This window comes from Campylobacter sp. JMF_04 NA10 (assembly GCF_027737655.1).
Lineage (GTDB): Bacteria > Campylobacterota > Campylobacteria > Campylobacterales > Campylobacteraceae > Campylobacter_B.
Genome location: NZ_JAOVTZ010000001.1, coordinates 382472 through 408244, shown reverse-complemented (window position 1 = coordinate 408244; position 25773 = coordinate 382472). Strand labels below are relative to the sequence as shown.

Sequence of the window (25773 nt, the reverse complement as noted above, 5' to 3'; positions counted from 1 at the left end):
GAGTAGATTATGAGTGAAAATACGATCGGCAGAAGGTCGTTTTTAAAACTCGCTGCTTTGGGCGGTGCTAGCGTAAGTGCGTTTGGAGCTAACGACACACTTCGCGAGGCGACAGAGCAAGAGATTAAAAACCCTTTTCCAAATTCGGTTTATAAAAAGACGGTTTGCTCGATTTGTTCGGCAGGGTGCGGTATCATCGCACAGGTCGATGAGAGCACAAACACTTGGATTCGCCAAGACATGGCGGTAGATCACCCGATTTCGCAGGGAAGCCATTGCTGTAAGGGAATCGATCAAATCGATTTAACCAAGTCAAAAATGCGTTTAAAATACCCACTTAAAAAAGTTAATGGTAAGTGGGAGCGCATTACCTGGGATCAAGCAGTTAATGAAATTTCAGCAAAAATGCTAGAAGTGCGAAAAGAAGATGGTCCAGATAGCGTAGAATTTCTAGGTTCAGCTAAATTTTGCAACGAACAGGCATTTTATTTTAGAAAATTTGCAGCATTTTGGGGTTCTAATAATATAGACCATGTTGCTAGAATTTGACATAGCGCAACAGTCGCCGGTGTGGCGAATACTTGGGGTTATGGCGCTATGACAAATCACTTCGGTGATATGGCAGCAAACTCAAAAATGATACTTTTCATCGGTGCAAATTCAGCCGTGGCAAATCCAGTTGGTGGTATGAAACACGCATTGCAAGCCAAAGATAGAAACGGCGCGAAAATCGTCGTTGTAGATCCTGCATTTACTAGAACTGCGGCCAAGGCTGATATGTATATCAGAATCCGCCCTGGCACAGATATTGCATTTGTCTATGGTATGTTGCATTTGATTTTCAAAAATGGCTGGGAAGATAAAGATGTCATCGCAAATCAATCTTATGCAATTGATGAAATTCGCGCAGAGGCCGAAAAATGGACGCCAGAAGAGACGGCAAATGTTACAGGCTGTAAGATCGAAGAGTTGCTCGAATTTACAAAAATGTTTGCTACGACCAAGCCAGCTACGCTGATTTGGGCACTTGGTATCACTCAGCACTCTGTGGGTAGCTCAAATACTAGAATTCTTTCGATTTTGCAATTAGTTTTAGGAAATATGGGCAAACCGGGCGGTGGAACGAATATTATTCGTGGTCACGATAATGTCCAAGGCTCTACCGATATGGGTTGTTTGGCTGATACCTTATCTATGTATTATGGATTAGGTGATGCGGCGTGGAAACACTACTGCAAGGGCTGGGGCGTAGATTTTGATACATTTGTCAAACGCTTTGCTACGACCATTAAAGAGCCAAAACAAGGCGGAAAAGTTCCTGGAACAAATTTTGATGAATATTTCCATGTCGATCCAAACGCCGAGAAAGAGATAACTTGGCGCAACGAAAAAGGCTATTCGCTCTCTAAATGGTGGCAAGGCGTGCTAAAAGAGGAAAAAACATATTCAAGCGGAAATTTACGCGTGCTTTGGGTTCAAGGCACAGGAATTACCTCTATGGCGCATTTGACCAAAATTCAACAAGCTGTTGATAAGCTAGATATGCTAGTTGTAGCTGAGCCTTTCTTAAACGAAGTTGCGATTTTAAGCGATAGAAAGGACGGCATTTATGTCCTTCCTACTTGCACGCAGTTTGAGACAGAGGGGCATTTGCAGGCTACAAACAGAACTGGTCAGTGGCGCACTCAGGTCATCAAACCAATCTATGAGAGCAAGGAAGACCACGAAGTAATGTTTATGTTCGCCAAAAAATTTGGCTTTTATGATGAATACACTCGCGGTATGAAAATGGAAGTCGTAAATGGCGAAATCAAGCAGGTAAAAGCCGATAATGAGCCTTTTGTCTGGCCAGATGACGCTACAAACGAAATCGCAAGGTGCGGTCATAGTATCGGCGCACAAGGTAGAACTGCCGAGAGATTAAGACGCCACCAAAGAAACTGGGAATTTTTCGATCCTGATACGCTAATGGGAATTGGTGGCGAAGTCGAGGGCGAATACTTCGGACTTCCGTGGCCTTGCTGGGACATTAAGCACCCAGGCACGCCTATTTTGTATGATTTAAGCAAACCTTATGAAAAGGGCGGTATGGGATTTAGAAATCGCTTTGGTTTAGAGCATGACGGCGTTTCACAGCTAGCAGGCGAGGGCATAACTCTGCCAGGAGCGAAAATTTCTGGCGGACATGCGCATTTGCTAAAAGATAATATCGAAGAAATGCTAGGAATCACGCTTAGCGAGGAAGAAAAGGCGAAAATGGGGCCTAGTTGGAGTGATGATTATAGCGGAATCATCAACCAAAAAGCGCGTGAATTTGGAATTTGTCCTTGTGGAAACGCAAGGGCTAGGGCGAAAGTTTGGGAGTTTGCCGATCCTATCCCTAAACACAGAGAGCCGTTGCACTCTCCGCGCTGGGATTTGGTGGAAAAATACCCTACATTTGACGATCAGGCTAAAAATTTCCGTGTCGAGGTTAAATTTATCAGCGAGCAGAAAAAGCAGGATTGGAGCAAGGATTTCCCTACGATTATGAGCTCGATGAGACTTGTAAATTTAAGCGGCGCTGGTATGTTAGAGCGCACTAGCAAATACCTTGCAGCAATCACGCCAGAGATGTTTGCTCATGTCAATCCAAAACTAGCGGCAGATTATGGTATAGCTGACGGGGCGATGATGTGGATACACTCGCCACAAGGCACGAAAATCAAGGTCAAATGTATATATTCGCACTCTGTTACGCCAGATCGCATAGTGCTTCCATATAACTTCGCTGGAATTATGCAGGGCGTGGATCTAAGTTCGCGCTATCCAGAGGGGGCGAAACCTTATGTCATCGGTGAGAGTTCGAACACTATCACGAATTACGGCTTTGATATAAATACGCAAATTTCGGAATTTAACGCCGGACTTTGCCGTTTGGAAAAAGCGTAAGGAGTAGATAATGGGAAGAATGAAATTTTATGTAGATGTTCAAAGATGTATCGCATGCTACGGCTGTCAAGTAGCCTGCTCTAATGCGCACGAAGTCCCTGTGGGCATTAATAGACGCAAGGTTTTAATCCTAAATGAGGGTGTTCCTGGCAAAGAGGTGGCTAGCTCGATCGCATGTCAGCACTGCACAGACGCGCCATGTGCGCAGGTTTGTCCAGTGCAGTGCTTTTATATCAGGGCTGACGGGATTGTCTTGCATGATAAAGATAAATGTATCGGTTGCGGATACTGCTTGTATGCGTGTCCATTTGGTGCGCCGCAGTTCCCACGAGATGGCGCTTTTGGCATAAAAGGCGCAATGGATAAATGCACAATGTGCGCAGGCGGACCAGAAGAGACATTTTCTAGTGCCGAGCTTCACAAATACGGCCAAAACCGCATAGCTGAGGGCAAGGTGCCAATGTGCGCGGCGATTTGTTGCACAAATGCGCTTTTAGTCGGCGATAGCACGAAAGTTTCGGAAGTTTATCGCAAACGCGTGCTTACTCGGGGCACAAATTTATAAAATTTTGGGAGAGAAATCTCCCAAAATTTCTCAATTCTATAAATTCTTAATCCTAAATTTGCTACAATCTCTGAAATTTTTTCGGAGAAATTTGATGAAAATTAAAATTTTAAGCGTTTTTACGATTTGTATTTTTGCGTTTTTTACAGGTTGCGCAAAAGCGCCGGTAAATAGCGGGATTGTGCGCACGAGCGAGCCGATTTTTATCACCAAAATGCCAGAGAAAAAATTCATCAGCGTGAGTTTTACAAACACCAGCACGAGTGATTTAAATTTAACCTCGGCTGTGAGCGAATATCTGGTAAAAGACGGATTTGTGGTAGTAAAAAACGAAAAAGACGCCACGATTAAGGTGGGCGGAAATATAAATTATTTTCGCTTGCTAAGCGTTGGTGGGGATTATTATGCAAGGCCTAGGTTTAGTTTTGGCTTTGGTTTTGGTGGTGGCAGAGGTCATAGACACAGCCACTGGGGCGTAGGTATGGGATTTCCGATGTTTTATGATCCATGGTATGATGATGTCTCTGAAAGGCTCTATGACGCGCAGGTTGGCTTGCTAATCAGCGTGAAAGAGGGCAAAGCTTGGCAGGATTATACTACGAATTTGACCTATCAAAATAGTAGCTCAAATTTGTCAAAATCGCGCGCAATCGACGCATTTAATTATAAAATTTACGAACATATAAAACAAATTTTAAGTAGGTAAAAATGATAATAAACGAAAATAAAAAACCAGTTAGAGCAACCTTAGTCGCTGCCCTTATTTTGGCAGTTTGTGGCGGATATTTGTATCATATCGGATATGGCGGGATTGCGCTTTTTATGTCGGCGACTTGTGCTGTGAGTGCGCTGTTTTGTCTGAAAAAAATGTTTAGCAAAAAACATATCGAAATCACCGACGATGCCCTAAAAATCGTCATAAACGAGCGCGAGTGTGAGTTTAAATTCGCCGATATTAAAAATATCAATGTCAAAACTTTCACCGCTGGCAAAAAGCAGGTTAAGCTTTTAAATTTCGAATTCAAGCGCGCTCTGGATTTGGACGATACTTATAATTTCTTGCATTTCTATACTGATAAAGAGGCTACGATGCCCGATATCTACGAAACCTCAATCTATGAAATAAATAAAATTTTGCGCGCTAAAATGGGCTTTGAAAACGAACCCGAAGAGCCTAGCGCAAATTCTAAAAAACACGGCAAACGCAAATGATAGACCCAGCCATCACCAGCGCATTTTTGCGCGGGGCTGGGCTCATGCTATCGATGATTGTGGCGATTGGCGCACAAAATATCTTTGTCATCTCGCAAGGCCTAGCCAAAAGCTATATTTTCGTCGTTTGCGCGCTTTGCACCCTGCTTGATATCGTTTTTACGGGCTTTGGCGTCTTTGTCGTGGGCGAGAGTTTCGCTAAAAACGAGCTTTTGACACTGATTTTGGGTGTGAGTGGAATTTTGTTTTTGCTAAGTTACGCGCTAGCCTCATTTCGTAGCGCATACAAAGGCTCGCACTTCGCCAAAATCAAAAACGCCAAAAACGCCTCACTACTTCCGGTGGTTTTAAAGACCCTAGCTGTAACCGTGCTAAATCCGCATGTTTATTTAGATACTATCGTCGTTATCGGCTCGACATCAGCACCCGTGCCAAGCGAGCTAAAAATTTGGTTTTTTTGCGGGGCGGTTTTGGTATCATTTGCGTGGTTTTTTAGCTTAGGATACGCTGCTAGGGCGCTTGCCGGGCTGTTTGCGAACGAAAAAGCATGGCGGATCATAGATAGCGTGGTGGGCGTGATAATGGTCTATATGGCGTATTTGATAGCGGAATTTTTGTTTAAAATTTAGCTTTTAAGTGCGTTTTTGATAAAATTTGCAAATTTTGTTTAAAGGAAGAAAAATGAGCCATATTTTAATTATCGGAGCAGGTGGAGTAAGCCGTGTGGCAACCGTGAAATGCGCGATGAATTCTGGGGTTTTTACCAAAATAACTCTTGCAAGTAGAACCAAAAGCAAATGCGATGAAATCGCTAAATTTATAAAAGAGCGACTTGGCGTAGAGATCGCAACGGCTAAAATCGATGCTGATGATAGCGAAGCCGTGGCAAAATTCGCCAAAGAAATCGGAGCGGATTTGCTTTTAAATGTGGCTTTGCCGTATCAGGATCTCACACTAATGGACGCTTGTTTGAAAGCGGGAATCCCATATATCGATACCGCAAACTACGAGCACCCGGACACCGCACACTTTGAATACAAACTTCAATGGGCGAAAAATGACGATTTTAAAAACGCAGGAATTCCCGCACTTCTTGGAAGCGGATTTGATCCGGGCGTTACAAATGTATTTTGCGCTTATGCACAGCAAAATTTATTTGATGAAATAAACGAGATTGATATACTTGATTGCAACGCAGGAGACCACGGATACGCGTTTGCGACAAATTTTAACCCAGAAATTAATTTGCGTGAAGTCTCAGCCAATGGCAGATACTGGGAAAATGGCTCGTGGATCACCACAAAACCGCTTGAAATAATGATGAAATGGGACTATCCGAAAGTCGGCGTGAAAGATAGCTATTTGCTTTATCACGAAGAAATGGAAAGTTTGGTTAAAAATATCAAAGGCTTAAAGCGAATTCGCTTTTTTATGACCTTTGGGCAAAGTTATCTTACGCACATGCGTTGCCTAGAAAATGTCGGTATGCTTCGCATTGACGAAGTCGAGCATAACGGCGTGAAAATCGTGCCGATTCAATTTTTAAAGACGCTTTTGCCTGACCCGGCAAGTTTAGGACCACGCACCAAAGGCAAAACAAATATCGGCTGCGTTATTAAAGGCGTCAAAGACGGAAAGCCACGCAAAGTTTATATCTACAATGTCTGCGACCACGAAGAGTGCTACGCAGAGACTGGCGCACAGGCTGTTAGCTATACCACAGGCGTGCCTGCGATGATAGGCTCGATGATGATAGCAACTGGCAAATGGAGCGGAAAAGGCGTATTTAATATGGAAGAATTTGATGCCAAACCATTTATGGACGAGCTAAATCGCCAAGGCTTACCATGGGAAATCATCGAAATGAATCCAAACGAAACTAGGGTGGCAGAGTAAAATTTGCCCGTAAATACACTAAATTTTGGCTCAAATTTGAGCCAAAATTTTAAAATTTAAAGCAAAACCTTACCCATACTACTACTTATAAAATCCACAAGAAACGGCATTATAGCGCACAAAACCGCACACAAAGCCACGGCGAAATTTATCGGCGCGCTACTTTGGCGCAGTGCGGCGCGAAATTTGGCCGAGCGAAAGTCCGCTTCGCACAAAAACATACACACGATTAAACGCAGATAATAATACAGCGCAATCGCGCTATTTACCGCCATTATCACAGCCAAGCCGTAAAATTCGCCCCTAATAGCAGAGCCAAGCAAATATAATTTGCCCCAAAATAGTCCAAACGGCGGAATCCCAGCGAGGCTAAGCATAAAAATAGCCAGAGCAATCGCGCGCAGTGGAAATGTGTGGATAAGGCCATTAAATTTCTCGTATGGATACTCGAAACGCGCCCAAATTTCGCTACCGACGCCGTGCAAATCCCTTTTTTCTCTCGCGCTCCAAAGCACGGCAAATGCGCCTAAATTCGCCATTGCGTATAAAACCCAATAAACAAAAAGGCTTAAATTTGCTTCCGTCGTGCCGATAACTATGGCACAAAGCCCAAATCCAGCGTGGCTAATCGCGCTGTAAGAGAGCATGCGTTTGACATCGTGCTGGACTAGTGCCATGACATTTGCTACGCTCATTGTAAGCACGGCGATTGCGTATAAAACCGAGTTAAGCCACGCTACGCCTATGTTTTGCAATGCTTCAAAAAGTCTAATGGCCACAATGAAGGCCGCGATTTTAGGCGCGACGGACATAAAGCCACTAAGGGCTGAGCTAGCGCCCTCGTAAGCGTCCATAATCCATGCGTGAAATGGGATAAACGATAGCTTGAAGCCGATAGAAGCTATCATAAATGCACTTGCGCCAAACAGAGCCGCGCTCGTGCTAAGGCCTGAATTTTGCGCAATCATAGCGATTTGCGAAATTTCAAACGAGCCTGTGATTAAGAAAAATAGCGCCGCGCCAAATGCGTAAAACGCTGAACCCAGCGCGCCCATTACGAAGTATTTGAGCGCAGCCTCAGCAGAGCGCGCGCGGTTGTGCATGGCAATGAGTGTATAAAGTGCCAGCGATGAGGTCTCTAATCCAACGAAAATCATCATTAAATTTTCGCTTGATACCATAAATTCATACCCTAAAATCATAAAAAGAAAAATGGCGAAAAACTCCGCCACGCTGTATTCGTGCGCGCTTTTTGCGCCCAAAGATAGCCAGATATAAAACACGCTACAACCCAAAATTATGAGGGTTGCAAGAATTGCTAGATTATCAACTAGCATAATATCGAAAAAGCCTCTTGCGCCGCCGCTGTATCCAAAAACGAAGCCAAAGTCCAAAATAAGGGCTAAAAGTGTGATTATGGCGTAGAAGTTTTGGGGTAATTTGCGCCCAAAAAGGCAAAGTGCTAAAATCAGTAGCGCAAATACGCACAAAATCGCCATTGGCACGATTACGGCTAAATTTAAAAGACTATTTTGCATTTATCACCGCCTTGAAATTTGCTTTTTCTATATAGTTTTTGGTGGCTAAATTTTGGGCGTTGTGCGCCATGAGAGCGATATTTTCGCTCACACTTGGCGAAATGCGGTTAAGCATAAAATTTGGCGCGACACCTAGAAAAATGCACAAAACACAAATCGGAACAATGCTCGAAATTTCACTAAATTTCAAATCTTTTAAGCTTCTGTTTTGTTCGACGCAAATTTTGCCAAAAAATGTTTTTTTGTATAAATTTAAGCTATAAATCGCCCCCATAACTATACCAAATCCGCCAAAAAGCGTATAGCAAAAGCTGATTTTATAAATGCCAAGCAGGCTTAAAAACTCGCCCACAAATCCAATCGTAAGCGGAAGTCCAATCCCGCTAAATAAAACCACGCCAAAGCAAAACGCATAAACTGGCATAATTTTGGCAAGTCCGCCAAACTCGCTTAGTAGCTTTGTGTGGCGTCTATCATAGATAAATCCCACAAGCATAAAAAGCCCGCCAGAGGTGATTCCATGGCTAATCATCAAAAATATCGCCCCGCTAACACCCTCGCTTCCAAGCGAGAAAATGCCTAGTATTATCACGCCCATGTGGGCAACTGAGCTGTAAGCGACGACTTGTTTTATGTCTTTTTGCGCAAATGCGATGAAGCTGGTATAAATCACCATAATTACCGCTAAAACGCACATTAAAGGGGCAAAATGCACGCACGCATCAGGGAAAAGTGGCAACGAAAATCGCACGAAGCCGTAAGTTCCCATTTTTAGCAAAACAGCCGCTAGCAAAACAGAGCCGATTGTAGGGGCTTGTCCGTGCGCGTAAGGTAGCCAAGTGTGAAATGGAAACATTGGTGTTTTTATGGCAAATGCGATCCCAAAAGCCAAAAATAGCAAATTTTGCGCATTTATTGGCAAATTTAGCCCCTGCCACGCAATGAGATTAAAGCTAAACTCGCCCGTGGATTTGTAGTATAAATACGCCATTGCGATTAGCCCCACGAGCAAAAACATAGAGCCAAAAAATGTGTAGATAAAAAATTTCACCCCAGCATAAATCCTGCGCCCGCTTCCCCACGCGCCGATGATATAGAGCATTGGGATAAGTGAAAGCTCCCAAAATATATAAAATAATATCGCATCAAGCGCGACAAAAACCCCAATCATCGTCATTTCTAAAAACAAAACCGAGATGATTAAATTTTTAACCCTCTCCCTTATGCTTAGGCTAATTAGGGCTAAAAATGTCATTAGCGTGCTTAAAATCACCAAAAATAGGCTAATCCCATCTACGCCGATAAAATAGCTTATCCCATACGCGCTAATTATGCTAGCCGAGGTGCTAAACGAGGTCCCGCCCTCGTAAAAAGCCAGCAAAAAGAGCGAAAGCGCAAATTCTATCAGGCTCATCATCACAGCATAAGTTTTTATGCTCCTCTCATCGATAAAAACCCCAAGCGCCCCAGCAACGGCCGGGAAAAATATAATTAAACTTAAAAAATGCTCCATAATCTACCTTAAATCAAAAATACTAAAACCAAAAGCGCAAAAAAGCCAAAAATCATCAATCTCAAATTTGCGCTCAAATTTGTCCCGTCGTTTGCGCCTTGGAGCGCAAAGCCCATTTTTAGTAGCACTTTGGCGATTAAATCTACAATGCTATCAATGATCGCGCTATCTATTTTGGCGCAAATTTGGCTTATGATTTTATAGCTTCCTACTATGAAAATGTCGTAAAATTGCGGTATGAAATACTGCGCACTTAAAATTTTGTAAATTTTAGAATTTCTCAAATTTGGGCTAAATTTTGCGTTTTTATATGCAAAAATTGTAGCGATTGCCACAAGGCTAATAGCACCTAGCGTTAAGGCGATTAGCAAAATTTCGGTGTTGTGCGAAATTTCATTATGAAAGCTTGGCAAGACATAGCCCACAAAGCCGTAAAACTCAGCCGCGAAAAAGCCGCAAATTATCGCCAAAACTGCCAAAACGCTCATTGCAAGCAGAGCATAAGACTTCGCCTCGTGCGGGTGGTGGTCGTATTTTTTCTCGCCAAAAAAGACAAACATTAAAAGCCTAAAACTATAAAATGTAGTCAAAATCGCGCCAAAAAACAAAACCGCCCAGATAAAGTGCGCCCCGCTAGCAAAGGCAGTTTCTAAAATTTTATCCTTTGAGAAAAAGCCAGAAAATGGATAAAATCCGCAAAGTGCTAGCGAACCGATACTCATAAGCGCAAGGCTAGGTTTCATAAATTTGGCCAGCGCGCCCATTTTTTGGATATTTAGTTTGCCCGCCATAGCGTGCATTACATTTCCAGCCCCAAGGAAAAGAAGCGATTTAAAAAACGCGTGAGTTACAAGGTGAAAAAGCGCGATAGCATACGCCCCAAGCCCTGCTGCTACGAACATATAGCCAAGTTGTGAGAGCGTAGAGTAGGCTATGATTTTTTTAAGATCATTATGCACGCACGCCATTGAGGCGGCAAAAATCGCCACAAATGCCCCAAGATAGGTGATAGCTTGCGCCACATCAGGGGCGAGCGCAAAGATAGAATTTGCCCTAATCACCAAATAAACGCCAGCCGTAACCATAGTCGCAGCGTGGATTAGCGCAGAAACTGGCGTCGGTCCTGCCATAGCGTCAGCTAGCCATGTGTGAAATGGAAACTGCGCGCTTTTGCCCATGGCGCCGATGAAAAGCAAGGCTGCAATCAGTGCAAGCGCGCCCCTATCGGCACTGCTAGCGTTTGCTAGGACATCATCATAGGCAAATGAGCCGAAATTTAGATAAATCGCAAAAATTCCAAGTAGCATGGCAAGGTCGGCTACGCGGTTCATGATAAAGGCTTCGTTCGCGCACCAGGCATTATTATCCTTATCGTGCCAAAAGCCGATTAGTAGCCACGAGCAAAGCCCCACGCCCTCCCAGCCGATAAAAAGCCCGATGAAGTTGTCGCTTAGCACTAAAACTAGCATTGAAAAGACAAAAAGCCCAAGGTAAGCGAAAAATTTGGCAAATCCCGGGTCTTTTTGCATATAATAAATCGAATAAATATGCACCACGGAGCTTACAATCCCCACGGTAATCGCCATAATCGTGCTAAGAGCGTCGATCATCACGCCGTATTTTATGTTTAGTTCGCCCGCGCTTATGAAATTTGCTAGCGCAATGTCCATACCGCCGTTTTGCAGGACAAATTCCACTAGCCACAGCGAAGCGATTGTGCCAAGCACTATTAGGCACGAGCAGATGATACCCACGAATAATTTATCCCTAAATTTGATAAAAATCCCAGCGAAAATCGCCGAAACTAGCGGGGCAAAAAGTGCGATTAATAGCCAAAAAAACATAGTATCAAGCATTTTTTTCTCCGCGTGGAATTTTAAAATTTACAAAACTATCTATTTCGATACTGCCTGTTTTTTTATACCACAAAATCAAAAGCGCTAACCCCACGGCAATCTCGCTAGCAGCGATTGCGATGATAAAAAGGGCGAAAATTTCGCCATTTAAATTTTGGTGAAATTTAGCGATTGCCACAAGGGCTAAATTTGCCGAATTTAGCAAAATTTCGGTTGAGAAAAATAGCATTATTAAATTTTGTCTTTTCATAACCCCCACAAGCCCCAAAACAAACATAAGACTTGCCACGATTAAATAGTGATTTAGGCTCATGCTTCCTCCTTTATCGCGCTCTCTTCGTAGCTTTGGCAAATATCCATTTGCTTGTGAGTTAGCACGATAGCGCAAATCATCGCCACAAGTAGCATTATGGCGACCACCTCGAAAATCAGCAAATATTTCGTAAAAAGCAGAGTTCCGATAGCTTGGATATTGTCGCTATTTGGGATTTTTAGGCTTGGCGCGTCATTTGCGATGAGCGCACCTGAGATGATTAGCACTAGCAAAAGCGCGATAAAAACGGCTAAGGTGTAGAAAATTTTGGCATGTTTTGTGCTCTCTTTAACATTTTTGCTAGCGTCAAAAAACATAAGCGAAAATCCATACAGCACCATTACAGCGCCCGTATAGACTATGATTTGCACTACGCCTAAAAATTCAGCCCCGAGCAAAAAGAAAAATCCGCTCAAAAATATCATGCCACCAGCTAGCGCGCTCATAGCATAAAGCAAATTTCGCGAAAACACGCTCACGCTAAAAAGCCCCAAGGTAAGGATTGCGAAAAAATAAAACGCAAAAGCCTCTATCATAAGCTCTCCTTTTCATCGCTAAAATACGCAGTAGGCGTGCGCTTCACGCGCGCTCCTGCGTTCGCGTCCAAGCTTCCATAGCCCTCAAATTCTTTATTTGATTCTACCAAGCACAAATCCTCGCCCCTGCTTAAAAAATCCTCTTTAAACCCATAATACGCCCGCTGTTCGCTTGCTAGCTCGTATTCGCTACCATGGACGATTGCGATTTCTGGGCAGACATCAGCGCACAGCCCGCAATACACGCACCTGCCTAAATTTATGGAGTAGTTTTCGACCTTTTTGCGTCCGTCGCTTCCAAGGCTAGTTTGCATGGCGATACAGTTTGAGACGCAGATTTTTTCACACAGCCCACAGCCAATGCAACGCTCATTTCCGCTTTCTAGTAGTCTCATTAGCCTATGCACGCCACGATACCTTAATCCCAAATCAAATTTTTCTTGCGGATAGATTAGAGTGTGTGTATTGCCACGGGCAAGCATTTGGCGAAGCACGACCCAAAGCCCCACAAAAAGCTCGCCCCTAAATGTGCGAATTAAAAATTCTCTAAATTTATCTTTGTTATTTAAAAGCGGTTTTCGTTTGTCGATTTCTTTGTAAATTCCCATAATCTTTCCTATAAAATCACAATGCCGGTGATTAAAATACTAAGTAGCGCTAGTGGCATGCAAACCTTCCAACAAAGCGCCATTAGCTGGTCTGGGCGCAGGTGCGGAAATGCTGCTCTACTCCATAAAAACAAAAAGAAGAAAAAGCCCGCTTTAAGGGCTATCATCACCCAGCCAGGAATAAACCAAAAGCTATTGTATCCGCCAAAAAATATGAGCGAGATTACGATAGAGTAGGTTATCATATTGGCGTATTCGCCGATGAAAAACATACCGCCCCTTAGCCCAGAATACGCTGTGCTAGCCCCTGCTAAAAGCTCGGTTTCGTTCTCAGTAAGGCAAAGTGGCGTGCGGTTACACTCCACAAACGAAGCGATTAAAAATAGCGCGAAGCATACCGGCTCTTTCCACACGAACCACTTCTCAATTCCGCCACTTTGGGTATTTACGATATCAATTAGCGAGAGTGAGCCCACAATCATAATAATCGGAATTAAGCTTAAAGCATTAATAACCTCAAAGCTAATTAGTTGCAAAAATGCGCGAAATGAGCCGATTAGGCCGTATTTATTATAGCTTGCCAAACCTCCGATCACTAGCCCATAAATGCCAGCAGCACTAGCCCCAAGCAAAAACAAAAGCGCGACATTTATATCAGCGATAATCGGGCGAATAGTGTGCCCAAAAAGGCTAAATTCAGGCAAAAGTGGCACCACGCTAATAGCTACAAGCGCAGCTGCCGCTGAGATAATCGGCGAAATTTTATAAAGAAACTTATTTGCATGCGTTGGAATCGTATCTTCTTTGGTGATTAGTTTAATCATATCGGCTACGACTTGAAGCACGCCAGCAGGCCCCACGATAGCAGGACCTAATCGGCGCTGCATATAGGCGATGACCTTGCGCTCGATATATGTCGCAAAGCCCGCCATTGTGGCGATTAGAGCGATGATGATTAGACATTTGGCAAAGGTAAATGCGAAATTTAGGGCAAACTCACTCATTATTGCCTCCGATTTTTTCGATTTTTACGGCTTTGTAGCGCGAATTTACAAAAATATTTTGCGTAGAGATTTTTGCGTCAAAATATCCTAGATAAATCCCGTGAAATTTATCATCAAATTTGACTTTAATTACGATTTTTTCGCCATCGCACTCGATTTTTACCATATCATTTAGAGCTAAATTCAGCTCTTGCGCGATTTGCGGGTGCATAAATATCGCGCCACTTTCGCCAAGACCTGCGCTAATGCCAGTAAATGCGTTAAAGTGGTGAAGCGGGTTTGCTTCATATATTAAAATTTCGCCGTTTTTAGCGCAAATCTCATCTGAAACAAAGATGTCAAATTTATCAGCATTTGGCGAAATTTGGCGGTTTTGCAGAGTGTATCCGCGGTGATTTTCCCCGCAGTTGTCGTAAAAATTCTCTAAATCATCAAATTTGATTTTTTCAAAATACTCGCCCAAATTTGGCGTGTATGAAATCGCAAAAGTGGCATTAATGCCAAGGGCATTTGCGATATCGTTTAGCTCGTATCCGTCGTATGCCAATGCCGCATTTGTCGGCACTACGCGCTTGTCGTAGTTGGTAAATGTGCCCTCTTGTTGCACTAGGCTAGGCGCATCGAGATCTGCTTCAATCACACCAAATTTAAAATCGCCGTCCTCGTTGTATCCTAAAATCTCGCCAGCTACCTTCTTACTAAGGTTGCAGATTAGCGCCACGCCAAGGCTATTTGTGCGAGGCGGTATGATTAAGACGCTAAAATTCGTGTATCGCTCGATAAGCCCAAGCAATTTCGCAAGGGTGCCAGCGCGCGGATGTTTGATAAAATCCTCGCCGATGATTAGGGCGGGATTTTGGGCGTTTTGGCAAATTTCGCGGAGGGCGTTTTCGTCTAAATTTAGGTTTTTTGCGAAATTTGAAACTTTATTTTCGCCTGAAATTTCAAAATTTGCGCCCAGTTTTTTATCCAGCCACTCTGGCATTTGCGCGCCAAAATTTTGCAAAATCCATAGCAGAATTTGCGCTTCCAAACCCGCCTTGTGCTGGCATGAAATGAGATTTTTGCCAAATGCGTCTAGCCCGCTATCACGCACGGCGTGAAAATACAGAGCGCGCGATTTTCGCACTTTTAGGGCGTTATTTAGCGCGTAAGCCAAATTTGGCGCGTCCGAGCGTAAAAAACTGCCCGCACACACGATAAAATCGCTATTTCGCACGGCTTGTTCGCTCCCGCTGTATAATTTCATACCGCTATATTCGCTAAAATTTCGCAAAAAATCTTGATATCTTTTGGCTTCGAAGTTTATCAAATTTAGGTCAAATTTTTCGCGCAAAAGCTCTAAAATTCGCGCTTCTTCGTTTGTTATGAAGCTGTTAAATTTGATATTTTTTATCGCGCCAGTTTTTATTTTTTCTACAATTTCATTAAATTTGACTTCATTTTTAACTGCATTTTCGTTCGAAAAATCCCAGCCAAAGCGCGCCCCAGCGTGAAGAGGGGCAAAATTTATATCGCTAGTAACTCTGTAAATTTTCTCGCCCCCATCTCTTATGGATTTGCGTTTTACCTCGTAAAAAAGCAGTTCGCAATCGCTCGTGTGCGGGTTGGAGGCTGGTATTTTGCGAAGCTCCCAAGCATTTGAGCTGTATTTAAAGGCACTCACGCTTAGTGCGCCAGTAGGGCACGCAGCCGCGCACTCGCCGTAATTTACGCAATCATCATCATCGCTAACGCGCGCGATTAGGCTTTTTTGCATTTTATTTAGCACGGCGTAGGCGTCTTTTGGCATGCTATCTTTTAAATTTGGACTTAGTGGCTCACCCTCACGCGCTACTAGTTTAAAAGCCTCAAATCCAAGGCGATCTTTGGCGGTTTTTATGCAGCGTTCGCATACAATGCAAAGGCTAGGATCGTAGCTCAAAAACCCCCAATCCTCGATTTTTTTCGCGCTATCAACTACGGCGAAGGATTGAGTGCTAACGCGCATTTGCTGGGTTAGGTTTTGCAATTCGCACTCGCCACTTTTATCGCATACACCGCATTCTAACGGGTGATTTATACAATAAACCTGCATTATGGCGTTGCGCTCTTTGCTTAAATTTGGCGAGTTTGTGATCACGCTCATGCCCTCTTTTGCCTTGGCGTTACAGCTATATACTACTTTTTCATCGGCCTCGACCATACACAGCCTGCACGCTAGCGTGGGCGACGCGCCATGCAGGTAGCATAGAGTTGGGATATAAATCCCGTTTTCGCGCGCGATTTCTAAAATGCTCTGCCCTTCGCTAAATTCGCAAATTTGCCCGTCGATTGTAATTTTTGTCATTAAACCCTGCTTATTTTGGCTATTTCGTAGTCATAGCCACTGAAATTTTCTCCCCCAAAACCAAGTCTTGCGACCGTGCCTTTTAAATTTGCGTCTAATTCAAATTTGCGTTTTACGCTAAAATTTGGCGTGCTTATCTCGCACATATCGCCGTCTTTGATCTTTGCGACCATGCTAAAATACGCCCCACCGACGAATTTATCGTCGAGGCTGTGTTTGAAAACCACGGCACCGTCGAAGTTTTCAAGCTCTTTTAGCTCGCTCAAATTTTGCTTTTGTGGGCAAAATTCCTCGCCATTTAGGCGCAAAATTTTAAATTTATACTCATCTTGCAAAAGCGATAAAAATGTTTGGATATTTTCTTTGTCGCTGTGAGTGTCGATAAGAGCGTCATCTATAATGAGGATTTCGCAACCACTCAAAAATTCGCTCAAAACCTCGATTTCCTCGTCTCCGACATTGCTCTCTGCACTCATAAACGCATCATCTAAATCCTCAAAAAACGCCTTTTGCGTGGCGTCCAAATTTGGCAAATTTATACACAAAAGCGCCAAAACATAGCCCTGTGCGCCGATTTCGCATTTGATTAAATTTTCATAGCCCTCATCTTGCAGGGCAGAAAGGGTTAAAATTTCATCATCTTTAAATTTTTCCCATAAATTTGGTGCTTGCAATCTTAGCAACGAAGCGCAATTTAGTATTTTCATTTTTTTCCTTTTCTAGCGACTATCATCCAGTCAGCTTGGTTGTATCTAAGTGAGTTTAAAAGTGTCGAATTTAGCCCTTCCACGAGGTTTGCACTGGCTTTGATTTGGTCGAATTCGCCCATTTCAAAGATAAAAATCATAGTCTCGTTTGGGGCAGAGTTTTTTAAAATTTCCCCCATGCGGTTTAGGAAATTTCCCCTTAAATGGCGCAAATCGTATCGTTTCATCGATCCACCTCGCCAAGAAGTATGTTTGAACTACCGATTATCGCAGCTGCGTCGGCTAGGTAGTGGCCTGGCAGTATCTCCTCATACAGCGCGCAGTGCCAAAAGCTAGGCGTGCGCACTTTGAGCCGATACGGGCGCGAATCCCCTGTGGAGTAAATGTAGTATCCAAGCTCGCCCTTTGGGGTCTCCGTAGCGTGATAAATCTCGCCAGCAGGGGGTTTTAACCCTTGCGTAATTAGGACAAAATGTTGCATGAGCGAATAGTTTTGCGTCATAATCTGCTCTTTGCTAGGGCTTACAAATTCCGGATTATCGGCTAAAATTCCAGCTGGTGAGCTTTTATACAGCCCTGCACACTGGCGCAAAATTTTAAGACTTTCCTTCATTTCGGCGATATAGCATTTATACCTAGCGTAGCAATCCCCAGCGTTCGCGTAAGGCACATCGAAGTCTAGCTCATCGTAGATGAGATAAGGCTCCTCTTTTCTGATATCCCATTTATGCCCGCTAGCCCTTAGCATGACGCCAGAACAGCCCAAATTTAGGGCGTCTTCTTTGGAGATTACACCGACATCTTGGGTGCGCAAAAGCCAAATTCTATTATTATCTAGCAAATCTTCAAATTCTTTAATATCATTTGGGAAATCATCGCAAAAGCTAAGCATTTCCTCGCACCAAAGCTCAGGCAAATCCACAAAAACGCCACCGATTTTTATGCTGTTGTGCGTTAGCCTTGCGCCGCAGTATTTTTCTATCAAATCCAATACATGCTCGCGCGAGCGAAAGCAGTATAAAAACACGCTCATAGCCCCGATATCTAGGGCGTGCGTGCCCAAAAAAAGCAGGTGAGAGCTAATGCGATTTAGCTCTAATAAAATCGTGCGAATAATCTGCGCTCTGCGTGGCACCTCGATACCGCACAACTTCTCCACAGTAGCGCAAAATCCGTAGTTATTCGCGCTTGCTGCGATATAATCCATGCGATCAGTTACTGGCACAAACTCGCTATAAATCATATTTTCTGCCATTTTTTCCACGCCTCGGTGCATGAAGCCAACCTCTGGGCGCGCGCGCACGATTAGCTCGCCGTCGAGTTCTAAGACTAATTTTAGCTGACCATGCGCGCTAGGGTGTTGGGGGCCGAAATTTAGTATCATATTGCCTCCAACGCGTGTAAATTCGGTATTTTCAAAAAATGGTCTAAGTTTGGTCGGTTTTTGCATTATTTTCTCTCTGTTATGATTTTGTGTGCGCCGCGTTTGGCCTTTTTGATGAAGCGCACTCCGCCAGCTTCTTGGTATTCTTGCGCGCTAGCTTTGCTCGGTCTAGCCTCGCCGTAAGGGGTCTCGTGGTTTATGCGCGAGAAATTAAATGTATCTTTGTCATCAACCATAGCCGAATCGCGGTTTTCCTCGCCGATTAATTCTCGCTTTTCGCGCCCGAAAATTTTATCCACCTCATACCATTTGGCAAATTCATCGCCTTGGAGTGGATATGATTTTAAAAGTGGGTGGCCAAACCAGTCATTTGGCATTAAAATTCGCCCCAAATTTGGGTGGCCCGCAATCCATACCCCCATCATATCGTATAATTCACGCTCCGCCCAGTTCGCGCTTTTAAAAATACCTGTCGCGCTTGGCAGATACTCGCCGATTTTTACGAAGCATTTTGCTCTCATACGGCGGGTTCTGTGTATGTCAAGTAGCTGATAAAAAACCTCGATTCCGCCACTTTTGGCTATGAAATCAACCCCGCTTAGCTCGCATAAAATTTCATATCCTAGCTCTTTGCATGCTTGAAGCGCTGGCAAAATTTCATCTTTTTGTGTGTAAATTACAAGAGTGTCGAATTCGACATAAGCGTTTAAAATTTCAAATTTGGCTAAATTTGATAAATTTTCAAAATCATCGCTAAATTTGGAATTTTTCGGGTCAAATTTTTCACTTTTTTTGGGGACGAAAAATCTATCGTTGTAGTAGTTTTTCGCGCTTTTATCGCCCTTTGGTGTGTATTTTCTCATCAAATCAGCCTTTTTGGTTTTTGCGTTCTACATGCTCTTTCGCGGCGGATTTTTTTCTGCAAAATCATCAGCGCAAACTGCAATGTCTCTGGTCTGGGCGCACAGCCCGGCAGATAGATATCCACAGGCACCACTCTATCGCAGCCCTGAACCGTGGCGTATGTGTTAAACATACCGCCTGTATTGGCGCAAGAACCCATTGAAATCACCCATTTTGGCTCAGGCATCGCGTCATATAGTCTGCGGGTGAATTCTGCGTGTTTTTTCGTAAGCGTGCCTGCTATTATCATCACATCGGCTTGTTTGGCTGAGGCGCGAAAAATCGTCCCAAACCTGTCGAAATCATACCTGCCAGCACCTGCGGCCATCATCTCTATCGCGCAACACGCTAGCCCATAGGTCATAGCCCACAGCGAATTTGACCTGCCCCAATTTATCAGCTTATCGGCAGTGGTAAGCAAGATAGGAAGGCCATTTTCTTTGGTGTAGTCTATTTTGTGCTCTGCCATGAAAGCGCTCCTTTTTTCCACGCATAAACAAATCCCACGCCAAGCAATGCGATGAATAAAATCATCTCGGCAAACCCAAACGCGCCTAAGAGTTTGAAATTCACAGCCCATGGAAACATAAAGATAATCTCAACATCAAAAAGTATAAACAAAACCGCGACTATGTAAAAGTGTGAATTTATCGAATTTGGCTGTTTTACGGCCTCTGGGCCTGCTTCGTAAAAATCATTTTTCAATCTCTCATCATTGCGATTGGCGAGTTTTTTACTGATAATCGAGCTTAATTTCACGGTGAGTGAAAACACGCAAAACGCCAAAATAAACATAATAAAAATGCCTAAATATGACGAATCGTTTGGAAGTCTTGACATTTTTTACCTTAAATTTGAAAATTTGGCTTAATTTTATCATTTTATGATTTATAAAATCTTACTTTGCGTTTTAAATAAGCTTTTTCATAAAAATTTAAGAAAAAAGATAAAAAATGTCAATATAAATTTTGCCCCCGTTTTTTAGTTTTTTTTAAATGGATAAAGGGTAGAATTGAAAGGTTATTTTTAAATTTTTGGGGATAAATTTTGAAAACACAAAAAATCAACCTCCTTTTAATCGGCATAACTCTTGGCGCACTGATTTATTTTTTTATTTGGGGTTTTGGATTTATAGGAAATGCTAATAAACTAATCTTCGTAATCTCCGTATTTTTGGGCGTTTTCATGGCGTTTAACATCGGCGGAAACGATGTGGCAAATAGCTTTGGCACAAGCGTGGGAAGCGGGACGCTGACTATCACGCAGGCTCTTTGTATCGCGGCTGTGTTTGAAGCAAGTGGCGCAATCATCGCTGGTGGCGAGGTTACGGCGTCGATTAGAAGCGGGATTATTGATTTTGGCGGTTCTCACATACACCCGAGCGATTTTATTTATATTATGATGAGCGCGCTTTTTGCGGCTGGAGCGTGGCTGCTTTTCGCTAGCAAGCACGGACTTCCGGTTTCGACTACGCACGCAATTGTAGGCGGAATCGTGGGTTCTGGCGTAACGCTTGGATTTTTGATGAATAATCCTGAAATTTCAGCCCTAGGTTTAGTCCAATGGGGCAAAATCGGCAAAATCGCCAGCTCGTGGGTGCTATCTCCGCTTCTTGGAGGGCTGATTTCGTATGGGGTGTTTTGGCTGATTAAGCACTATATTTTGGATTATAACAAATACGCGCAAATTCGCATTGACCGCATAAAACGCGAAAAAAAGGCACTCCGCAAACTACACAAAAAAACATTTGAAACGCTCGATGATATCCAAAAAATCGCCTACGCAGAGGCTGTCAATCACGATATCTACGCTATGAAAGACCCTGATTTTGATCCGAGCGAGCTAGATAGCGATTATTATAAAAAAATCGTAAATTTGGATAGGAAAAAAGAGGGCTTAAAATCGCATAGAGCGCTAGAATTTGGAATTCCAGCCGTGGCAGGGATTGGGGCGTTTGTAATCTCATCAATGCTGATTTTTAAAGGACTTCAAAATTTAGACTTAGGATTGAGCGATATTCACAACTACCTAATTATCGGCATGGTCACGGTGGTAACTTGGCTTTTGATGTTTATTTTCGCCAAGACTTTGCGCAGGTCCGATCTGCATAAATCGACATTTTTGATGTTTAGCTGGTTGCAGGTCTTAACAGCGTGCGGATTTGCCTTTTCGCACGGCTCGAACGATATCGCAAACGCCGTAGGGCCGTTTGCTGCGATACTTGATACGCTTGCGAGCGGTTCGATTAACGGCGATAGCCCTGTGCCGCCACAAATCATGGTAATGTTCGCCGTAGCGCTTATCGTAGGGCTTTGGTTTGTAGGAAAAGAGGTAATCGCTACCGTGGGGACGAATCTGACCGAGATACACCCTGCCTCTGGATTTAGCGCGGAGCTAGCTAGCGCAATCGTAGTCATGGTAGCCTCTGTGTTAGGGCTTCCGATTTCATCGACGCATGTGCTAATCGGCGCGATTTTGGGAATCGGCGTGGTCAATGGCAACACAAACTGGTCTTTGATGAAGCCAATAGGGCTAGCGTGGATTATCACACTTCCTGCCTCATCGTTTTTAGCCGCGGTGATGTTTATAGTTTTAAGGCATGTGATTTAAGATTTGCATTTCTCGCAATGGCGCATGATTTGTCATTGCGAGGCGACGCAGTTGCCGTGGCAATCTACGAGCAAAAACCACCAAAACGCTAAACTCTCTGTCATTGCGAGAATTTGCGTAGCAAATTCGAAGCAATCCAGAAAATTCAAATTAAAAATTCAACCTAAATTTAGCATTGAACGATTTTTTTTAAAATTTAGGCAAAATTTTGCTTTTCTCGTAAGGGGGAAGGGGGCTTGAATTGCGAGGTCGCGCCCCTTCCCCCTTACAATCCCCCAACCCCCGACGACGCTTTTAAGGTGGCTAAATTTTAAAAAGCGTTGCTTTTTAAAATTTAGCTGGTTTTATTTAACTGAAATGCTTCGCATTTCTCGTAATGACAAATTATGCAAAATTTGCTTGCCAGTGTCATTGCGAGCGAGCTTTGCTCGCGTGGCAATCTACGACTTCAAAATTTCTTGTGCTAAAATTGCAGAATTTTAAAATTCTATAAATTTTTATCAAAACTCTGACTTTAAATTTTACACTCATAGCTTACGCCACATTTTTTACAACGACAGATTTGGTGCTAAATTTAGCCGTTTTTACCCAAAAATTCTAAAATTTCTCTCTCTAAAATTTCGCTTGGGGCGTGTATTTTGCCCTCAAACTGCGATTTGTTAAATGTGCGCTGGCGTTTGGCGAGCTGGCGCGTGTGGATTGTGATGAGCTCCTCGCAACTAGCCCTTGAAATCTCGCCCCGCAAATACTCTCCACACTCTTTCAAACCCACGCAGGATAGGGATTTGCACTCATATCCATATCGCTCAAACAAAAATTTCGCCTCATCTAAAATCCCCGCTTCAAACATTTTTTTGGTTCGAAGTGCGATTCGCTCGTTGATTTCGTCCTTTTCGCGCAAAATTTCAAAAATTTTGAGATTTTTTATCACGGGCTGGGCAGTATTTTTGCGCAAAAATTCGCTTGGAATTTCGCCAGTAGCGAGATAAATGCTATACCATTTGCGCAGTCTAAATGTATCAAATGCGCTAAATTTGGCGCAAAACTCACTATCAATTTTTTGCGCAAGCGCGAAAATTTCGCTATTTTGCGGGAAAATTTCGGCGTCTGGGATTTTAGGCGCAAGGCCTGAGAGCATGGATTTTAGGTAAAATCCGCTTCCGCCTGTGATGATGAGTGGAATTCGCGATTGCGCGGCAAATTCGCGCGCTTTTTCGTATTCTTTGATAAACTCGCCCACGCTAAAATATTCGTTTGGTTCTATCAAATTTATCCCAAAATACGGCACCTGCGCTAGTTCATCAGGGCTAGGTTTTGCGCTAGCGATGTCGATTAGCTTATAGACACAAAGTGCGTCGAGGCTTAAAATCACAGCGCCCGTTTTTAGGGCGATTTTGTGCGCTAAATCCGTCTTTCCGCTGGCTGTCGTGCCGATGAGTGCAAGTTGTAAAATTTCGCTCAAATTTTGCCTTTAATTAAATTTTGGGGCTAATTTTAGCAAATTTAAGATAGAAAAATTTAATTATAAATAGATTTTTTGCCAAATTTTTGCTAAAATACCGCCCGAAATAAGGGAATTTATGGAAAAATTTAAACAAATTTTAAAAGATATCAACGAATTAATAGTTTTCAAACACTCGGTTTTTGCCCTGCCGTTTATTTTCGTGGCGATGATAACAGCCTCAAAGGCGCAAAACGGCTCAATGTGGTTTGGTTTTGGACTTTTTGTTTTGGGTATTTTGTGCGCCGTGAGTGCTAGAAGCTTCGCAATGGCCGTAAATCGCTATTTGGACGAAGAAATCGACCGAAACAACCCTCGTTGCGCTTCAAGACCTAGTGTCGATGGGCGCATAGGTCGCAAAAATATGCTAGCTTTCATCGCGGTAAATGCCGTGATTTTCGTGGTTGTAGCCTATTTTATCAATAGCCTTGCCTTTGGGCTTAGCGTGCCGATTTTGCTCGCGCTTGGCTCGTATTCGTATTTCAAGCGATTTAGCGAAACTGCGCATTTAATGCTAGGTCTTTGCCTAGGCCTTGCGCCGATTGCCGGAAATATCGCAGTAGCAGGCGCGATTTCGATTTGGTCTGTGGTGCTGTGCCTGGGCGTGGTGTTTTGGGTAGGGGGATTTGATGTGCTCTACTCGCTCCAAGATATGGAGTATGACAGGCAAAATGGGCTATTTAGCATACCGTCGCGTTATGGCAAAGAGGCTTCGATGTTTATTTCGAAGCTTTTTCATGCAATTTGTGTGATTTTTTGGTTTTTATACTGCGCGCTGGCAAATTTAGGCACATTTGCCTATATCGGCGTGGCTGTGTGTGCGCTGATTTTATACAAAGAGCATAAAATCGTCGAGAAAGATTTTAGCAAAATCGATAGAGCGTTTTTTACTTTAAACGGATATTTGGGTATTATATTCTTTATATTTGTTTGGATAAGTTTGTTTTAAGGAGATAAAGTGGATTTAAATATGCTTATTATTTTGGGACTTTGTGTAGTTATAGTTTTGATTTTAATCGTTATGTTTATCAAGGACAAACAGACAGATAAAAAATTCGAACGCTTCGATCAGGTCATCACCGATAGCATGCAAGAAAACTATATGTTAAAGAAAAAGCTCGAAGAGCTTCACGCTATGGTTGAAAATGGAGGCAATGGCGTAGCCAGCCTAGATATCAACGCAGTCGCTGATGTCATCGATGAGGTGATCGAGCAAAGACTAAGCGGGGTTTCATCTTTGGTCGATACTAGGGTCGAGGCGCAAATCCGCCCGCTTTTAGAGCAGTTAAAAGAGCTACTTGTAAGCGTGAAAAAATAAACCAATCAATATAAAAATAAAATTTTGCAAAAAGAATTTTATTTATATATAATCGCTGAATTTTAGAAATTTAAGGTTTATAATGCTAATCGACAAATTTGGTAGAAATATTAATTATTTGCGAATTTCAGTTACCCAAAAGTGTAATTTCAGGTGCCGTTACTGCATGCCAAACACCCCATTTGAGTGGGTGCCTAGGGAAAATCTTTTGAGTTTTGAGGAGATGTTTAGCTTCGTCAAGGTTGCAATCGATAAAGGCATAGAAAAGATCCGTATCACAGGCGGCGAGCCACTAATCAGGCGCGATATCGCAAAATTTGTCAAAATGATAAGCGATTATGCGCCCGGCATTGATTTAGCCCTTACCACAAACGGATATTATCTCAAAAATTACGCCAAAGATTTAGCTGAGGCTGGACTAAAACGCATAAATATGTCGCTTGACTCACTTCGCCCAGAGCGCGCCAAATACGTCGCTCAAAAGGGCGTTTTATACAATGTCTTAGAAGGGCTTGAAGCGGCACTGGAAGTGGGGCTGAAAGTCAAATTAAACACCGTCGTTTTGCGCGGGATTAACGATGATGAAATTTGCCATTTAATCGAATTTGCCAGAGAAAAAGGGGTGCAAATTCGCTTTATAGAGTTTATGGAAAACACTCACGCGCAAAATTTAAAAGGTGTGAAATCAAATGAAATTTTAAAAATCATCGGCGAAAAATACCAAATTTTACCACTTCAAAAGCAAGCCACCTCCCCAGCTTCGCTTTATGCGTTAGATGACGGCTACACTTTTGGCATAATTGATCCGCACAAACACGATTTTTGCGCTAGTTGCAATAGGCTAAGACTGAGCGCAGAGGGGCATTTGATACCGTGTTTGTATTTCGAGGACGCCCTAAGCATAAAAGAGGCTGTGCGCGCCGGCAACATCGCAAAAGCTAGCGAAATTTTAGCGCAGGTCTTAGAAAACAAACCAGAAAAAAATCGCTGGGAAATCGGCGCTCAAAACGAAATTTCAAGCCGTGCATTTTATCAAACCGGTGGTTGAG

At 43.1% G+C, this 25773-nt stretch carries 25 protein-coding genes; 10 read left to right on the top strand and 15 right to left on the bottom strand.

The window, feature by feature from the left end:
• Positions 1–9: 9 nt before the first annotated feature.
• The 6 genes from OFO12_RS02130 to OFO12_RS02105 all read left to right on the top strand — a co-directional run bounded on the left by OFO12_RS02130 (position 10) and on the right by OFO12_RS02105 (position 6604).
• A complete protein-coding gene (locus OFO12_RS02130) occupies positions 10–2931 on the top strand; it encodes a formate dehydrogenase subunit alpha (RefSeq protein ID WP_270869287.1) in 2922 nt (973 codons plus the stop codon).
• A gap of 10 nt (positions 2932–2941) precedes the next feature.
• On the top strand, positions 2942–3496 hold the full coding sequence (gene fdh3B / locus OFO12_RS02125) for a formate dehydrogenase FDH3 subunit beta (RefSeq protein WP_270862929.1): 555 nt from the start codon (positions 2942–2944) through the stop codon (positions 3494–3496).
• Positions 3497–3590: 94 nt separating this feature from the next.
• Positions 3591–4202, top strand: coding sequence for a hypothetical protein (locus OFO12_RS02120; RefSeq protein WP_270869286.1), 612 nt, complete (start codon positions 3591–3593; stop codon positions 4200–4202).
• 2 nt (positions 4203–4204) lie between these two features.
• Positions 4205–4708: a hypothetical protein gene (locus tag OFO12_RS02115; protein ID WP_270858453.1), complete on the top strand. Its 504-nt coding sequence runs from the start codon at positions 4205–4207 to the stop codon at positions 4706–4708.
• Entirely contained in the window at positions 4705–5337 is a 633-nt protein-coding gene (locus OFO12_RS02110) for a LysE/ArgO family amino acid transporter (protein ID WP_270858452.1), read from the top strand. The genes OFO12_RS02115 and OFO12_RS02110 overlap by 4 nt, the downstream gene beginning before the upstream one ends.
• Before the next feature lie 52 nt (positions 5338–5389).
• A complete protein-coding gene (locus tag OFO12_RS02105; protein ID WP_270869285.1) occupies positions 5390–6604 on the top strand; it encodes a saccharopine dehydrogenase family protein in 1215 nt (404 codons plus the stop codon).
• A 56-nt stretch (positions 6605–6660) separates the two neighbouring features.
• Here the strand turns inward: OFO12_RS02105 and nuoN are convergent, their stop codons facing one another.
• From nuoN to OFO12_RS02035, 14 genes are read right to left on the bottom strand one after another with little or no spacing between them, the layout of a single operon-like run.
• A complete protein-coding gene (nuoN, locus tag OFO12_RS02100; protein ID WP_270869284.1) occupies positions 6661–8142 on the bottom strand; it encodes an NADH-quinone oxidoreductase subunit NuoN in 1482 nt (493 codons plus the stop codon).
• Positions 8132–9655, bottom strand: coding sequence for an NADH-quinone oxidoreductase subunit M (locus tag OFO12_RS02095; protein WP_270869283.1), 1524 nt, complete (start codon positions 9653–9655; stop codon positions 8132–8134). Before OFO12_RS02095 ends, nuoN begins: the two co-directional genes overlap by 11 nt.
• Positions 9656–9663: 8 nt before the next feature.
• A complete protein-coding gene (gene nuoL / locus OFO12_RS02090; RefSeq protein ID WP_270869282.1) occupies positions 9664–11511 on the bottom strand; it encodes an NADH-quinone oxidoreductase subunit L in 1848 nt (615 codons plus the stop codon).
• Complete coding sequence (gene nuoK / locus OFO12_RS02085; RefSeq protein WP_270858447.1) at positions 11504–11824, bottom strand: NADH-quinone oxidoreductase subunit NuoK; 321 nt, start codon at positions 11822–11824, stop codon at positions 11504–11506. Before nuoK ends, nuoL begins: the two co-directional genes overlap by 8 nt.
• Positions 11821–12360, bottom strand: a complete 540-nt coding sequence (locus tag OFO12_RS02080) for an NADH-quinone oxidoreductase subunit J (protein ID WP_270869281.1) — start codon at positions 12358–12360, stop codon at positions 11821–11823. The genes nuoK and OFO12_RS02080 overlap by 4 nt, the downstream gene beginning before the upstream one ends.
• Positions 12357–12968, bottom strand: coding sequence for an NADH-quinone oxidoreductase subunit NuoI (gene nuoI / locus OFO12_RS02075; protein WP_270869280.1), 612 nt, complete (start codon positions 12966–12968; stop codon positions 12357–12359). The genes OFO12_RS02080 and nuoI overlap by 4 nt, the downstream gene beginning before the upstream one ends.
• An 8-nt stretch (positions 12969–12976) precedes the next feature.
• The gene (gene nuoH, locus OFO12_RS02070; RefSeq protein WP_270869279.1) at positions 12977–13972 is read right to left on the bottom strand and encodes an NADH-quinone oxidoreductase subunit NuoH; all 996 of its coding nucleotides are present in this window, start codon (positions 13970–13972) and stop codon (positions 12977–12979) included.
• Complete coding sequence (locus OFO12_RS02065) at positions 13965–16301, bottom strand: NADH-quinone oxidoreductase subunit G (RefSeq protein WP_270869278.1); 2337 nt, start codon at positions 16299–16301, stop codon at positions 13965–13967. Before OFO12_RS02065 ends, nuoH begins: the two co-directional genes overlap by 8 nt.
• Entirely contained in the window at positions 16301–17008 is a 708-nt protein-coding gene (locus tag OFO12_RS02060; RefSeq protein WP_270869277.1) for a hypothetical protein, read from the bottom strand. The genes OFO12_RS02065 and OFO12_RS02060 overlap by 1 nt, the downstream gene beginning before the upstream one ends.
• Complete coding sequence (locus OFO12_RS02055) at positions 17005–17235, bottom strand: NADH-ubiquinone oxidoreductase subunit E family protein (protein WP_270858441.1); 231 nt, start codon at positions 17233–17235, stop codon at positions 17005–17007. Before OFO12_RS02055 ends, OFO12_RS02060 begins: the two co-directional genes overlap by 4 nt.
• The gene (nuoD, locus tag OFO12_RS02050) at positions 17232–18458 is read right to left on the bottom strand and encodes an NADH dehydrogenase (quinone) subunit D (RefSeq protein WP_270869276.1); all 1227 of its coding nucleotides are present in this window, start codon (positions 18456–18458) and stop codon (positions 17232–17234) included. Before nuoD ends, OFO12_RS02055 begins: the two co-directional genes overlap by 4 nt.
• Complete coding sequence (locus OFO12_RS02045; RefSeq protein ID WP_270869275.1) at positions 18458–19255, bottom strand: NADH-quinone oxidoreductase subunit C; 798 nt, start codon at positions 19253–19255, stop codon at positions 18458–18460. Before OFO12_RS02045 ends, nuoD begins: the two co-directional genes overlap by 1 nt.
• Positions 19255–19764, bottom strand: a complete 510-nt coding sequence (locus OFO12_RS02040; protein ID WP_270869274.1) for a NuoB/complex I 20 kDa subunit family protein — start codon at positions 19762–19764, stop codon at positions 19255–19257. The genes OFO12_RS02045 and OFO12_RS02040 overlap by 1 nt, the downstream gene beginning before the upstream one ends.
• Positions 19746–20135: an NAD(P)H-quinone oxidoreductase subunit 3 gene (locus tag OFO12_RS02035; RefSeq protein WP_270864801.1), complete on the bottom strand. Its 390-nt coding sequence runs from the start codon at positions 20133–20135 to the stop codon at positions 19746–19748. Before OFO12_RS02035 ends, OFO12_RS02040 begins: the two co-directional genes overlap by 19 nt.
• Positions 20136–20342: 207 nt before the next feature.
• On the opposite strand from OFO12_RS02035, the gene OFO12_RS02030 reads away from it, so the two are divergent.
• Positions 20343–21905 carry an inorganic phosphate transporter gene (locus OFO12_RS02030; RefSeq protein ID WP_270869273.1) on the top strand — a complete coding sequence of 521 codons (1563 nt, stop codon included), beginning with the start codon at positions 20343–20345 and terminating at the stop codon, positions 21903–21905.
• A gap of 574 nt (positions 21906–22479) precedes the next feature.
• Here OFO12_RS02030 and miaA read toward each other — a convergent pair.
• The gene (miaA, locus tag OFO12_RS02025) at positions 22480–23358 is read right to left on the bottom strand and encodes a tRNA (adenosine(37)-N6)-dimethylallyltransferase MiaA (protein WP_270869402.1); all 879 of its coding nucleotides are present in this window, start codon (positions 23356–23358) and stop codon (positions 22480–22482) included.
• A 127-nt stretch (positions 23359–23485) separates the two neighbouring features.
• Between miaA and mqnP the strand changes: the two genes are divergently transcribed.
• The 3 genes from mqnP (at position 23486) to moaA (ending at position 25772) form a co-directional block, all read left to right on the top strand.
• Positions 23486–24355: a menaquinone biosynthesis prenyltransferase MqnP gene (gene mqnP / locus OFO12_RS02020; protein ID WP_270869272.1), complete on the top strand. Its 870-nt coding sequence runs from the start codon at positions 23486–23488 to the stop codon at positions 24353–24355.
• A 9-nt stretch (positions 24356–24364) separates the two neighbouring features.
• Entirely contained in the window at positions 24365–24724 is a 360-nt protein-coding gene (locus tag OFO12_RS02015) for a hypothetical protein (protein WP_270864803.1), read from the top strand.
• A gap of 82 nt (positions 24725–24806) precedes the next feature.
• Positions 24807–25772, top strand: a complete 966-nt coding sequence (moaA, locus tag OFO12_RS02010) for a GTP 3',8-cyclase MoaA (RefSeq protein ID WP_270869271.1) — start codon at positions 24807–24809, stop codon at positions 25770–25772.
• The last annotated feature ends 1 nt before the right edge of the window (position 25773 follow it).